The organism is Streptomyces sp. ACA25, from assembly GCF_028200735.1.
Taxonomy (GTDB): domain Bacteria; phylum Actinomycetota; class Actinomycetes; order Streptomycetales; family Streptomycetaceae; genus Streptomyces.
The window spans coordinates 248,479-261,212 of the sequence record NZ_JAQKPV010000004.1 but is presented as its reverse complement, the minus strand read 5'-3'; the positions used below and the strand labels follow the sequence as shown (position 1 = coordinate 261,212).

The following is a 12,734-nucleotide window of genomic DNA, read 5'->3' as shown; positions in this document are numbered from 1 at the left end:
CTCCCGGGCCGATCGGTCCTGCCGGCGCCCGGGTTTCAGCGCTCCGGGCCGGGAGCGTCGGACAGCTCCCACACCAGGACTTCAGCTGGTCCCGCCACCGCCGTGACCTCCCCTTCGGGGACGGCCGTGAGACGCGCCGCGTCACCCGCGGTCAGCTGCTCCGCCACCAGCCGCACCGTACCCCGCACCACGTGCAGGTAGACCAGGGGTGCCGGCGGCAGCGCGGTGCGCCCGCCCGCGCGCAGCCGCCGCACGTGCAGCACCGCCTCGGTGCGGGGCAGTGCGTACGGCGTCCCGTCCGCTATCCCCCGGACCACCTCGTACTCCGGCTCCCCGCCGGGCACCCCGGGCACCAGCCACATCTGGACGAAGCGGAGCGGGGTCCGGCCCGTGTTGCGCTCCGCGTGCCGGGTGCCGGAGCCGGCCGTCAGGCGCTGGACGTCCCCCGGTTCCAGGATCGTACGGCGGCCGTCAGCGGCCTCGTGCGTCAGCTCGCCCTCGATCACCCAGGTCACGATCTCCAGGTCCCGGTGCGGGTGCGGCCCGAAGCCGGCACCCGGCGCGAGCCGCTCCTCGTTGCAGGCGGTGAGCGGCCCGAAGCGCAGATTCCCCGGGTCGTAGAAGCCGGCGAAGGAGAAGGCGTGCCGAGTGTCGATCCCGGCTGCCGGATCGCCGCCCCGGTAACGCTCGGAGGCTCGCTGGACCTGAAGCATGAGGCCCACCGTAGCCATCCTGCGCCCCCGGCGGCACTGGACCGTCCGGGGATGAGGCAGGCTGTCACCGTGTCCGACGCAGAAGAGACCCCCTCGCACTCCGCCACCGTGCGGCGCCTCGAGCAGTCCTCCGGGAAGCTGGCCGCCGCCGCCATCGCGCGGATGGACCAGCAACTGCCCTGGTACCGGGCGATGCCGCCGGAGAACCGTTCCTGGATCGGTCTGGTCGCCCAGGCCGGTATCGCCGCTTTCACCGAGTGGTTCCGGCACCCGGAGAAGCCGCAGGCAATCAGCACCGATGTCTTCGGAACCGCGCCGAGGGAGCTCACCCGGGCCATCACCCTGCGGCAGACCGTGGAGATGGTGCGCACCACCATCGAGGTGGTGGAGACCGCGGTCGACGAGATCGCCGCCCCCGGCGGGGAGATGTCGCTGCGCAACGCTCTGCTCGTCTACGCCCGGGAGATCGCCTTCGCCACTGCCCAGGTCTACGCCCAGGCCGCGGAGGCCCGCGGGGCTTGGGACGCCCGCCTGGAGTCGCTGGTCGTCAACGCGGTCGTCTCCGGCGAGGCCGACGAGGGCGACGTCTCCCGGGCAGCCGCACTCGGCTGGAGCGCCCCGGAACACGTCACGGTGGTGCTGGGCAGCGCACCCAACGGGGACAGCGAGCTGACGGTGGAGGCCATCCGCCGGGCCGCCCGGTACGCCAAGCTGCAGGTGCTCACGGGGGTGCTGGGCAAGCGCCTGGTGGTGATCGCCGGTGGCAGCGACGATCCGCTGCGCACCGCCAAGTCCCTGATCGGCCCGTTCGCCGCGGGGCCGGTGGTGGCCGGTCCGGTGGTCGGGGATCTGCTGGCGGCCACCCGGTCGGCGCAGGCCGCCTCGGCGGGACTGCGGGCCTGTTCGGCGTGGCCGGACGCGCCCCGGCCGGTGCTCGCGGACGATCTGCTGCCGGAGCGGGCGATGGCCGGCGACCCGGCCGCCCGCGGCCTGCTGGTGGAGGAGATCTACAGACCGCTGGAGCGGGCCGGCTCCGCGCTGCTGGAGACTCTGAGTGTCTATCTGGAGCAGGCGAGCAGCCTGGAAGGCGCGGCCCGGATGCTGTTCGTGCACCCCAACACCGTGCGCTACCGGCTGCGACGTGTGACGGACGTCACCGGCTGGTCGCCTTCCGATGTGCGCTCGGCGTTCACGTTGCGCGTCGCGCTCATGCTGGGGCGTCTGGCGGACGGGGAGCCGCGGCCGTAGCGCCGAGGGCGGTCTTTGTGGGAGAGCAACAATTCCCTCGACCCAACTTCGTCCCGCTCCCCACCGGCGGGAACCCGGGCCGCCGGGAGAGAGTGTGAGGGTGCTCGTACTCGTCGCTCCCGGCCAGGGTGCACAGACACCCGGCTTCCTGACCCCGTGGCTCGACCTCCCCGGCGCCGCCGACCGGCTGCGTTCCTGGTCGGATGCCATCGGACTCGACCTCCTCCACTACGGCACCGAGGCGGACGCCGACGCGATCCGTGACACCTCGGTGGCCCAGCCCTTGCTGGTGGCGTCCGCGCTGCTGTCCGCCGAGGCGCTTCTCGGTGACTTCGAGGCCACCGGGGGCAACGACGAGCGCGGGGCGCTCGGCGCGACCGCTGGGCACAGCGTCGGAGAGCTGGCCGCGGCTGTCGTCGCCGGGGTGCTGTCCGCCCAGGAGGCGATGGTGCTGGTCCGCCGGCGCGGGCTGGCGATGGCCGAGGCCGCCGCGGTCACCGAGACCGGGATGTCCGCTGTCCTGGGCGGCGACCAGGAGACCGTCACCGCACACCTGGAGCGGCTGGGCCTCACCCCGGCCAACATCAACGGCGGCGGCCAGATCGTCGCCGCCGGCACCGTCGAGCAGCTGGCCGCGCTCAGCGCCGACAAGCCGGAGAAGGCGCGGGTCATCCCGGTGAAAGTGGCCGGTGCCTTCCACACCCGGCACATGGCGCCGGCGGTGGCTGCCATGGAGTCCGCGGCCCGGGATCTCAGCGTCGCCGACCCCGTGGTCCGCTATGTGTCCAACGCCGACGGCGCGGTGGTGAGCGAGGGCAAGGAGGTCGTGCACCGGCTGGTGAAACAGGTCTCGAACCCGGTCCGCTGGGACCTGTGCATGGAAACCTTCCAGCGGCTCGGTGCCACCGCACTGATCGAGGTGTGCCCGGGCGGCACCCTCACCGGCTTGGCCAAGCGCAGCCTGAAGGGCGTGCAGGCCTTGGCCGTCAAGACCCCGGACAATCTGGCCGCCGCCCGCGAGCTCATCGCCGAGCACGCACCCGGCCGGCGTTCCGCCGAATAAGCCGCGAAGCGAAGCAGCGAAGAGGAGCGACGAGAAGCATGTCCGCCACACTCAAGGTCAGCAAGGGCGCTCCGTACGCACGGATTCTCGGAGTCGGCGGTTACCGTCCGGCGCGGGTGGTCGCGAACGACGAGATCCTCAAGCACATCGACTCCTCCGACGAATGGATCCGGTCCCGGTCGGGTATCGCGACCCGGCACTGGGCCAACGACGAGGAGACGGTCGCCGAGATGTCCTTGGCCGCGGCCGGTAAGGCGCTCGCCTCCGCGGGTGTCGGCGCCGAGCAGCTGGGCGCCGTGGTGATCTCGACCGTCTCGCACTTCCGGCAGACTCCCTCGATCGCCACCGAGATCGCTCATCGGCTGGGGGCCGGCCGTCCTGCCGCCTTCGACATCTCCGCGGCCTGCGCCGGCTTCGGCTACGGGCTCGCCATCGCCAAGGGCATGATTGTCGAGGGCAGCGCCGACTACGTCCTGGTGGTGGGCGTCGAGCGACTGTCCGATCTGACCGATCGGGAAGACCGTTCGACGGCCTTTCTGTTCGGTGACGGGGCCGGCGCGGTGGTCCTCGGCCCGTCCACCGAGCCGGCGATGGGTCCGACGGTGTGGGGCTCCGAGGGCGACAAGGCCGAGACCATCGCCCAGACCGTCCCGTGGGACGCTTATCGTGAGGGGGCGGTGGAGCGCTTCCCGGCACTCCGCCAGGAGGGCCAGACGGTCTTCCGCTGGGCCGTTTTCGAGATGTCGAAGGTCGCCGCGCAGGCGCTCGAGGCCGCCGGCATCACCACGGACGACCTGGATGTCTTCATTCCGCACCAGGCCAACATGCGGATCATCGACTCGATGGTGAAGACTCTCAAGCTGCCGGAGCATGTCGCGGTGGCCCGGGACGTCGAAACCACCGGCAACACCTCGGCCGCCTCCATTCCGCTCGCCATGGAGCGGATGCTGGAGACCGGGCAGGCGAAGAGCGGTGACACCGCACTTGTCATCGGCTTCGGGGCGGGACTCGTGTACGCCGCGACGGTCGTTACCCTCCCATAAGCAAGATCTCCATGGTCCGGCGCTGCCGGGCCTGTCACACACCGACGCGGTATTCACCGCAGCACATAGAAGGAGCGCCGCAATGGCTGCCACCCAGGAAGAGATCGTCACCGGTCTCGCCGACATCGTGAACGAGATCGCGGGCATTCCCGCCGAGGAGGTCACGATGGAGAAGTCGTTCACCGACGACCTGGACGTGGACTCGCTGTCCATGGTCGAGGTCGTGGTCGCGGCCGAGGAGCGCTTCGGCGTGAAGATCCCGGACGACGACGTCAAGGGCCTCAAGACCGTCGGCGACGCGGTGACCTACATCACCGAGCACCAGGGCTGAGCCGATCGGCCGCTCACTCATGACGCGCAGTCGCCACCCGCGGGGTGGCGAGATTCACCAACCTCGACTAGCGGAGCAATCATTCCAGTGAACACGACCCATCGAACGGTGGTCGTCACCGGTATCGGCGCAACCACACCGCTGGGTGGCGACAGCGCATCGACCTGGGACGCCCTCGTCGCCGGAAAGTCCGGTGTCCGGAAGCTTGAGCAGGACTGGGCAGCCGACCTGCCGGTCCGCATCGCCGCCCTCGCGGCGGTGGATCCCTCCGAGGTGCTGCCGCGGCCCCTGGCCCGCAGGCTGGACCGTTCGGCGCAGTTCGCTCTGATCGCCGCCCGGGAGGCCTGGGCGGACGCCGGGTACACCGGCAAGGCGGACGAGCACAGCGACTTGGACCCGTCACGGCTCGGGGCGGTCATCGCCTCCGGCATCGGCGGCGTGACCACCCTGCTCGGCCAGTACGACGTGCTGAAGGAGAAGGGATCCCGCCGGGTCTCCCCGCACACCGTGCCGATGCTGATGCCCAACAGCCCGGCGGCCAATGTCGGACTGGAGGTCGGCGCCAGGGCCGGTGTGCACACTCCGGTCAGTGCCTGTGCCTCGGGCGCGGAGGCCGTCGGCTACGCCGCCGAAATGATCCGCACCGGCCGGGCCGACGTGGTGATCGCCGGCGGAACGGAGGCGGCGGTGCATCCCCTGCCGATCGCCGCCTTCGCCAACATGATGGCGATGTCCAAGAACAACGAGGACCCCGAGGGGGCCTCGCGGCCCTACGACACCGGCCGTGACGGTTTCGTCCTCGGTGAGGGGGCGGGCATCGTCGTCCTGGAGTCCGCGGAGCATGCCGCGGGGCGCGGTGCCCGGGTGTACTGCGAGTTCCTCGGTCAGGGGCTGTCCGCGGACAGTCACCACATCGCCCAGCCGGAGCCGAGCGGGCGCGGTGTCGCGGCTGCCATGCAGAACCTGCTGGACAGCACCGACCTCAAGCCGGAGCAGCTGACGCACCTCAACGCGCACGCGACCTCGACCCCGCAGGGCGACATCGCGGAGATCAAGGCACTGCGCCGGGTGCTCGGCGACGCGCTCGACCGGGTGGCGGTGTCCGGCACCAAGTCGATGACCGGTCATCTGCTCGGCGGCGCGGGCGGCATCGAGACGGTCGCCACCGTGCTGGCGCTGCACCACCGCACGGCGCCTCCGACCCTCAATGTGACCGACCTCGACCCGGAGGTGGACGCCGACATCGTCCGCGGCGAGGCGCGCGAGCTGCCCTCGGGCACGATCGCGGCGATCAACAACTCGTTCGGCTTCGGCGGCCACAACGTCGTGCTCGCCTTCCGTACCGTCTGACGCCGCCCGGCCTTCCCGGACGGCGCGAAGCGGCCGCACCCCGCGGGGTGCGGCCGCTTCGGCACGTGCGCCGGTGCGGGGTGCCGGGACGGTCCGGCGTCAGACCACCTGGTGCAGCCAGCGGACGGGGGCGCCTTCTCCGGCGTAGCGGAAGGGCTCCAGCTCGTCGTCCCAGGGTTTTCCCAGGAGTCCGGCGATCTCGGCCTCCAGCTCGCTCTCCCCGCGGGAGGCCCGTGCGGTGGCTGCCCGCAGCCGGTCCTCGGGGATCATGATGTCCCCGTGCATGCCGGTGACGGCGTGGTAGATCCCGAGTCGCGGGGTGCAGCTGTACCGCTCGCCCTCTGCTGCCGGGCTGGGTTCCGAGGTCACCTCGAAGCGCAGCAGCTGCCAGCCGCAGAGCGCGGAGGCCAGCTCGGCAGCGGTGCCTTCCGCACCCTGCCAGGAGAGTTCCGCGCGCCAGGTGCCCGGGGAGGCGGGCTGCTTGATCCAGTCCAGGCTGACGCGCATCCCCAGGACTCCCGCCACGGCCCACTCGATGTGCTGGCACAGCGCGCGGGGCGCGGAGTGCACATACAGGACACCACGTGTCGTCATCGGGGACTCACAGCCTTCCGTACCAGCACCCGGGCGTACGAGCAGTAAACACCATTACGTCCACATTCTGGCAAGTCCGACAAACATGCCAAAGTTGCCAAAGCTGCCGAACTGGACAGCGTGTGACACGCGGCAATCTCTTACGCTTGTCTCGCGGACCTCCCGCACCGCACCTGCCAGGACCAAGCTACCGCGCGACCGCGGCCCTCAGCCCCGCGCGTCACCCAGCCATACCTTCAGGGAGCTGAATGACGGCCAGCCGCCGTATCCCCGCCCGTACCCTCGCCCTTCTGCTCGCCTGCGTCGCGGCACTGAGCGCCTGCGCCCTGACGGACAGCCCGGACGCACCGGAGCGTGGTGAGCACGCGTCCCCGGCCGGGCCCGAGTGGAACACCAGTCCGTCCTCGATCGCCGCCATCGGCGACTCCCTCACCACCGCGTTCCACGCCTGTGAGGTCTTGTCCGACTGCCCGGAGACCTCCTGGGCGACCGGCAGCGACAGCACGGTGCCGAGCCTGGCCCAGCTGCTGCCGGCCGAGTCCGCCTGGAACGAGGCGGTGTCCGGCTCGAAGATCGCCGACCTCCCGGGCCAGGCACAGCGGGCCGTCACCTACCGGCCGGAGCTGGTGACCGTACTCATCGGCGCCAACGACGCCTGCACTCGCGAGAAAGAGGCGATGACCGAAACCGAGGACTTCCGGGCGGACTTCACCGAAGCCCTGCAGGTCATCCGCAGCTCCCTGCCGGACAGCCAGGTCTACGTGGCCAGCGTGCCCGACCTGATGCAGTTGTGGGAGGTGGGCCGGGAACACCCGGAGGCCCGGCAGGTGTGGCAGTTCGGGATCTGCCAGTCGATGCTGCGCAACCCGCTGGCCGACACCCCGGAGGCGATCGAGCGGCGCGAGACGGTACGGGAGCGGGTGCAGAGCTACAACGCCGTACTGGCGGAGGTCTGCGGCGAGGACCCGCTGTGCCGGTACGACGACGGCGCGGTCTTCGGGTATCCCTTCTCGGCCGGGGAGCTGAGCGAGTGGGACTGGTTCCATCCCAGCCGCGAGGGCCAGCGCATTCTGGCCGGCCTCGCCCATCAGGAGATCACCCGGGACTAAGCGGGACCGCCCGCGCCGGGCACCCCGGCGCGGGCGGCCGGGGGCGTGCGGCCATTGACAGCACGGGGCTCTCCTCATTACCTTGCCGTCAGCATTTCGAACGAGTGACGAAATTTCGAACAACGCCGCGCTCGTCGGCGGAAGGGCCGGATCCCGTGCGCATCACCGGTATCAGCACGCATGTCGTGGGCACCCCGTGGCGCAACCTGACCTACGTCGAAGTACACACGGACGAGGGACTCACGGGCGTCGGTGAGACCCGCATGCTGGGTCGCACCGACGCACTGCTGGGGTATCTGCGCGAAGCCGCGGTGAACCACATCACCGGTTCCGACCCGTTCGCGGCCGAGGATCTGGTGCGCCGCATGAAGTACGGCGACTACGGGCGGGCCGGGGAGATCGTGATGTCCGGCATCGCCTGCGTGGAGCAGGCCTGCTGGGACATCAAGGGCAAAGCGCTGGGCGTCCCGGTCTGGCAGCTGCTGGGCGGCCGGGCCGACATGTCGGACAACCGGGTCAAGGCCTACGCGAACGGCTGGTACACCGTCGAGCGCACCCCGGAGGCGTTCCACCGGGCGGCCCGGACCGTCGTCGAGCGCGGCTACCGGGCCCTGAAGCTCGACCCCTTCGGCACCGGCCGGTACGAGCTGGACCACACCGAGACCGTCCACTCGCTCTCCCTCGTCGAAGCCGTCCGGGACGCCATCGGCCCGGAGTGCGAGCTGCTGCTGGAGATGCACGGGCGGTTCAGCCCCGCCACCGCCATCCGGCTGGCGCGCGAGCTGGAGCGCTTCCAGCCGGCCTGGCTGGAGGAGCCGGTGCCCCCGGAGAACCTGAAGGCACTGGCCAAGGTCGCGGAGCGGACCTCGCTGCCGATCGCCACCGGCGAACGCATCCACGACCGCATCGAATTCCGCGAGCTCTTCGAGTCGCAGGCCGCCGACATCATCCAGCCCGACCTCGGCCACATCGGCGGCCTCGGCGAGATGCGCAAACTGGCGGCGACCGCCGAGACGCACTACGTCCTGGTCGCCCCGCACAACGTCGGCGGCTCGGTACTGACCGCGGCCACCCTGCAGCTCGCCGCCTGCACCCCCAACTTCAAGATCCTCGAGCACTTCAACGACTTCGCCGACGCGGAGATCAAAACCGTCGTCAAAGGCGCCCCCGAGGTGGTGGACGGCTACTTCACCCTGCCGGACGCCCCGGGCCTGGGTGTGGAGCTCGACACCGAGGCGGCGGCCGGCTTCCCGCAGCAGCAAGCCGGGTTCGACCTGTGGGCCGAGGACTGGCACAAACGGGAAGGCACCACCGGAGGCAGACGGTGACCGCACGCGCCGTCGTGGTGGACGGCCCCGGCCGGCACCGGCTCGTCACCGCACCAGCCCCCGTGCCCGGGCCGGGCGAGGTGCGGGTCACCGTGCACGCGGCGGGGATCTGCGGCAGCGACCGGGAGCTCTACGACGGCAACCGGCCCGCCGAGTACGTGCGCTACCCGGTCGTCCCCGGCCACGAGTGGTCGGGAACAGTGGACGCGGTCGGCGCCGGGGTGGACGACACCCTGGTGGGCCGCCGGACGGTCGCCGAGGGCTTCCGCAACTGCCAGGTCTGCGCCCGCTGCCGGGTCGGGGAAACCAGCCTGTGCGGCGCGGGCTACGAAGAGACCGGCTTCACCCTCCCGGGGGCCTTCGCCGACCGGCTGGTGGTACCCGCCCGGCTGCTGCACCCGCTCAACCGTGACGTCGACCTGACCGCGGCGGCCCTGCTGGAGCCGGCCGCGGTCAGCGCCGCGGCCGTGCTCACCGCCGCACCCCGGCCCGGGGAGCGGGCAGCCGTGGTGGGTGCCGGCACCCTGGGCCTGCTCGCGGTCCAGCTGCTCGCCGCCTCCTCCCCCGCCGAACTGCTGGTCGTCGACCCGCGCGAACGCCCGGCCCGGCAGGCCCTCGCGATGGGCGCCACCCGGCACTGCGCCCCCGGGCAGACCCCCGCCCTGCACGGCCGCTACGACCTGGTGCTCGAGACCGCCGGGGCCCCGGGAACCGCCCGGGAGTCCTGCCTGCTGGCCCGGCGCGGCGGCCGGGTGGTCCTCACCGGCATCCCCGGCCCACCCGCCCACGGCATCGACCCCGCCGCGCTGGTGACCGGCGCCCTCACCGTCTCCGGGGTCTTCGGAGCACCGTCCGCCGCCTGGACGTACGCCGTACAGGCCTTCCACGCCGGAGTGCTGCGCCCCGCCCCGCTGATCACCCACCGCCTCCCGCTCGAGTCCTTCCCGGAAGCCGTCGGCCTGGTCGGCAGCGGGGACCCGGACGTGGGCAAAGTCCTCCTCCTCCCGTGAGGCGTCCCCCGGGGGCGGCACGGGCTCCGCGGCCCGTCCGCTCTCCGCACACCCTCCGCTCCCGGCCGCCGGCCGGCCACCTCACCACGACCGACCCACCGAACAGGGGCACCATGTCCGAGTCCAGCCCGCCCGCCCTCCCGTCTCCGCCGGGGAAGGCCGCGCTCGCCGCGCTCGGCCATCACCTCCCGGCGGCCGACCCGGCGGACAGCTCGCCGCACACCTTCCCCGACGGCGGCCGCTGGCGCACCGAGATCCCGTCCGTGGAGGGCCCCGAGGCGCTCGCTGTCGTGCTGGAGGAAGCGACCGCGCTCGAGGTCCCCGTCCACCGGGTCAGTCAGGGCAGCGGCATCTGGATGCTCACCGACGCCGAGATCACCTCGATGGTGGACGCCTGCGCCGCGTCGGGAGTCGAACTCTGCCTCTTCACCGGCCCACGCGGCACCTGGGACATCGGCGCGGGCACCCGCACCCCGTCCGGCGGCGCAGGTCTGCGGGCACGGGGCAATGCCGGACTGGCCGGCTGCGTGGAGGACGCGCTGCGCGCCGCCGCACTCGGCGTGCGCTGTCTGCTCGTCGCCGACGAGGGAGTGCTGTGGCTGCTGCACCGGCTGCGGGAACGCGGCACACTGCCGGCGGACACCACGCTCAAGGTGTCCGCCCTCATCGGGCCGGTGAACCCGGCCGGGGTGGGGATCCACGAGCGGCTCGGCGCCGACTCGGTCAACGTCCCCTCGGATCTGACCCTGGAGCACCTCACCGAGATCCGCCGGACGAGCCGGGTGCCGCTGGACTTCTACCTGGAGGCCCCGGACGATCTCGGCGGCTACGTGCGCCTGCACGAGATCCACGAGCTGGTCCGGCGCGCAGCACCGGTCTACCTGAAGTTCGGCCTCAGCAAGGCACCCGCCCTCTACCCTTCCGGCGGGCACTTGCGCACGGTCGTTCTGGACACCGCGCGCGAACGGGTGCGCCGGGCACGACTGGCCCTGGACTTGCTGGCCCGGCTCGGCTCGGACGGCGACATGTCCACGCCCGGCAGCCGCCTGCCGGGAGAGCTGCAGCGCTTCCCCGCCCCGGCGGACGACGGCCGGACCGATGACGTGCACCGGTGACGTCTCCGCCGGGAGCGGAAGGGGAAGACCGCGGGGGCGTCACTCAGGCATGTGATCGCCGCCCGGTGATCAGACGGTAAAGGAAGAGCAGGAGCATCGCCCCGAGGATCGCGGTGATCCAGGTGGACAACTCGAAGAAGCCGTCGAGCGAGTCAACACCGAAAATGGCCTGCCCCAGGAATCCGCCCAGCATGGCGCCGCCGATGCCGATGAGGATGGTGACGATGATGCCGCCGGGGTCTCTGCCCGGCATCACCCACTTGGCGATCGCTCCCGCGATCAGTCCGAGAAGGATCCACGCGATAATGCCCATGTCGGTTTCCTCTCGTCCGGTTGTCGTGTACCGCTACCGAATGCCCCGATTGCCGCGCGCTACTCCTCGAGGTGGGAAGGCGTCCGGACGCGGCACTCGTGAGCGGCGGGCCACGCACAACGGGTGATACGGACAGTCCACACAAGGCGGCCCGGTCCGCCCGCGCGAGGTGGCGCCGGGCGAGCCGCCGGCGCAGCCTCAGCAGCCGGCCGGGGCGATTCCGGGCGGATGCGGACGAACAGCGGCTGCCCAGGTCGCTGGGGGGTCACGGTCCGCGCCAGGGGGCAGCCGGGACGCTCCCCGGCCTGATACGTATGTCTCATCCATCCTTCACATCGCCCCCACAAGGAGCGGCGTTGACCACCGAAACCGACAGACCCGCGGGCCGCCCGGGTGACCTTCCCGCCGGAGAGCACCCGGAGGAGGCCCGCCTCGACGAGGACATCCCGCAGCGCATCCTGCGGCACGGCGGGCACTCCCCGGCAGTGACCGCCTTCGCGGAGGCGCTGGACCGGGCCGCCACCGCCGAGGACACCACCCGGACCGCCCGGAAGCACGGCCGCGCACTGTGGCGGAACGCCGCCCGGCGGCTGCGGGAGACCGACGGCGACGACCGGCCGCTGTACTGGTCCCGTCTCGCGATGGCCCGGACCCTGCGCGAGCGCCGCGGAGACGTCCCGGAGGCCATGACCGCCCTGGAGCTCGCCTCCCGCGGCCAGGAGGGGAACCGGCTGCCCGCCGGTGAGGACCGCCTGCGGATCCTCGTCACCGGCTTCGACCCGTTCAGGCTGGACGAGGACCTCCGCCGGAGCAACCCGTCGGGCGCCGCCGTCCTCGCCGTGCACGGCACGACGCTGCGCACGCCCTCCGGCCGGACCGCGCACATCGAGGGCGTGATCTTCCCCGTGCGGTGGGCGGACTTCACCGCGGGAGCGGTGGAAAGTGCCCTGGACCCGTACCTGGCTCCGGGGCCGCGCCAGGCGGACCTGTTCCTCACCCTGAGCCAGGGCCGCCGCGGGGCGTTCGACCTGGAGCGGTACAACGGCGCCTGGCGTGGCGGGGGCACCGACAACACCGGCGCCACCGCCGGCGGGCCCGTCCCGGTGCCCGGCGGACCGCACCCGGCGTGGACCGTCAGCTCGCTGCCGTACCGGGAGCTCACCGCCGAAGCCGGGGTCACCGGCCGTTTCCCGGTCCGTGACCGCACCGCCGTCACCGAGGTACCGGCCGGCGGTACCGACCCGGTCGAGCGTCCGGACGGCCCGACGGACGGCTCCGCCGCCCGGGCGGGGGGCGGCGGCGACTACCTCTCCAACGAGATCGCCTACCGGGCGACGCTGCTGCGCGACACCCTGGACGAGCGGATTCCGGGCGGGCACCTGCACACCCCGGCGCTGGTCTTCGCCGAGGACAACACCGACGGCATCACCGACCGCACGCTGGTCGCCGACCGGCAGGCCATCACCTCACAGCTGCGGGCCCTGCTCACGCGGGCCGCGGAGTCCCTCGGCTGACGG

The 12,734-nt window shown here is 72.1% G+C and carries 13 protein-coding genes; 10 read left to right on the top strand and 3 right to left on the bottom strand.

The features are described from left to right. Positions 1–35: 35 nt before the first annotated feature. On the bottom strand, positions 36–713 hold the full coding sequence (locus tag PJ985_RS09230; protein WP_271683118.1) for a pirin family protein: 678 nt from the start codon (positions 711–713) through the stop codon (positions 36–38). Between the two features lie 51 nt (positions 714–764). Here PJ985_RS09230 and PJ985_RS09225 point away from each other — a divergent pair, with 51 nt between their 5' ends. The 5 genes from PJ985_RS09225 to fabF all read left to right on the top strand — a co-directional run bounded on the left by PJ985_RS09225 (position 765) and on the right by fabF (position 5,748). Continuing rightward, entirely contained in the window at positions 765–1,961 is a 1,197-nt protein-coding gene (locus tag PJ985_RS09225) for a PucR family transcriptional regulator (protein WP_443033443.1), read from the top strand. Between the two features lie 100 nt (positions 1,962–2,061). Further along, positions 2,062–3,024: an ACP S-malonyltransferase gene (locus tag PJ985_RS09220; RefSeq protein WP_271683251.1), complete on the top strand. Its 963-nt coding sequence runs from the start codon at positions 2,062–2,064 to the stop codon at positions 3,022–3,024. A gap of 38 nt (positions 3,025–3,062) precedes the next feature. Then, complete coding sequence (locus PJ985_RS09215; protein ID WP_271683116.1) at positions 3,063–4,067, top strand: ketoacyl-ACP synthase III; 1,005 nt, start codon at positions 3,063–3,065, stop codon at positions 4,065–4,067. Between the two features lie 82 nt (positions 4,068–4,149). Beyond that, a complete protein-coding gene (locus PJ985_RS09210) occupies positions 4,150–4,398 on the top strand; it encodes an acyl carrier protein (RefSeq protein WP_271683115.1) in 249 nt (82 codons plus the stop codon). Between the two features lie 87 nt (positions 4,399–4,485). Further along, entirely contained in the window at positions 4,486–5,748 is a 1,263-nt protein-coding gene (fabF, locus tag PJ985_RS09205; protein ID WP_271683114.1) for a beta-ketoacyl-ACP synthase II, read from the top strand. Between the two features lie 99 nt (positions 5,749–5,847). Here fabF and PJ985_RS09200 read toward each other — a convergent pair whose 3' ends face one another. After that, the gene (locus tag PJ985_RS09200; protein ID WP_271683113.1) at positions 5,848–6,342 is read right to left on the bottom strand and encodes a DUF3145 domain-containing protein; all 495 of its coding nucleotides are present in this window, start codon (positions 6,340–6,342) and stop codon (positions 5,848–5,850) included. A 248-nt stretch (positions 6,343–6,590) separates the two neighbouring features. Here PJ985_RS09200 and PJ985_RS09195 point away from each other — a divergent pair, with 248 nt between their 5' ends. The 4 genes from PJ985_RS09195 (at position 6,591) to PJ985_RS09180 (ending at position 10,904) form a co-directional block, all read left to right on the top strand. Then, positions 6,591–7,451, top strand: coding sequence for a GDSL-type esterase/lipase family protein (locus PJ985_RS09195; protein ID WP_271683112.1), 861 nt, complete (start codon positions 6,591–6,593; stop codon positions 7,449–7,451). Between the two features lie 155 nt (positions 7,452–7,606). Further along, positions 7,607–8,779, top strand: a complete 1,173-nt coding sequence (locus PJ985_RS09190) for a mandelate racemase/muconate lactonizing enzyme family protein (RefSeq protein WP_271683111.1) — start codon at positions 7,607–7,609, stop codon at positions 8,777–8,779. Next, positions 8,776–9,789: a zinc-dependent alcohol dehydrogenase gene (locus PJ985_RS09185; protein WP_271683110.1), complete on the top strand. Its 1,014-nt coding sequence runs from the start codon at positions 8,776–8,778 to the stop codon at positions 9,787–9,789. The genes PJ985_RS09190 and PJ985_RS09185 overlap by 4 nt, the downstream gene beginning before the upstream one ends. A gap of 113 nt (positions 9,790–9,902) precedes the next feature. Next, positions 9,903–10,904, top strand: a complete 1,002-nt coding sequence (locus PJ985_RS09180; protein WP_271683109.1) for a hypothetical protein — start codon at positions 9,903–9,905, stop codon at positions 10,902–10,904. A gap of 43 nt (positions 10,905–10,947) precedes the next feature. Here PJ985_RS09180 and PJ985_RS09175 read toward each other — a convergent pair whose 3' ends face one another. After that, a complete protein-coding gene (locus PJ985_RS09175) occupies positions 10,948–11,217 on the bottom strand; it encodes a GlsB/YeaQ/YmgE family stress response membrane protein (RefSeq protein WP_271683108.1) in 270 nt (89 codons plus the stop codon). A 356-nt stretch (positions 11,218–11,573) separates the two neighbouring features. On the opposite strand from PJ985_RS09175, the gene PJ985_RS09170 reads away from it, so the two are divergent. Next, on the top strand, positions 11,574–12,731 hold the full coding sequence (locus tag PJ985_RS09170) for a pyroglutamyl peptidase (RefSeq protein ID WP_271683107.1): 1,158 nt from the start codon (positions 11,574–11,576) through the stop codon (positions 12,729–12,731). The last annotated feature ends 3 nt before the right edge of the window (positions 12,732–12,734 follow it).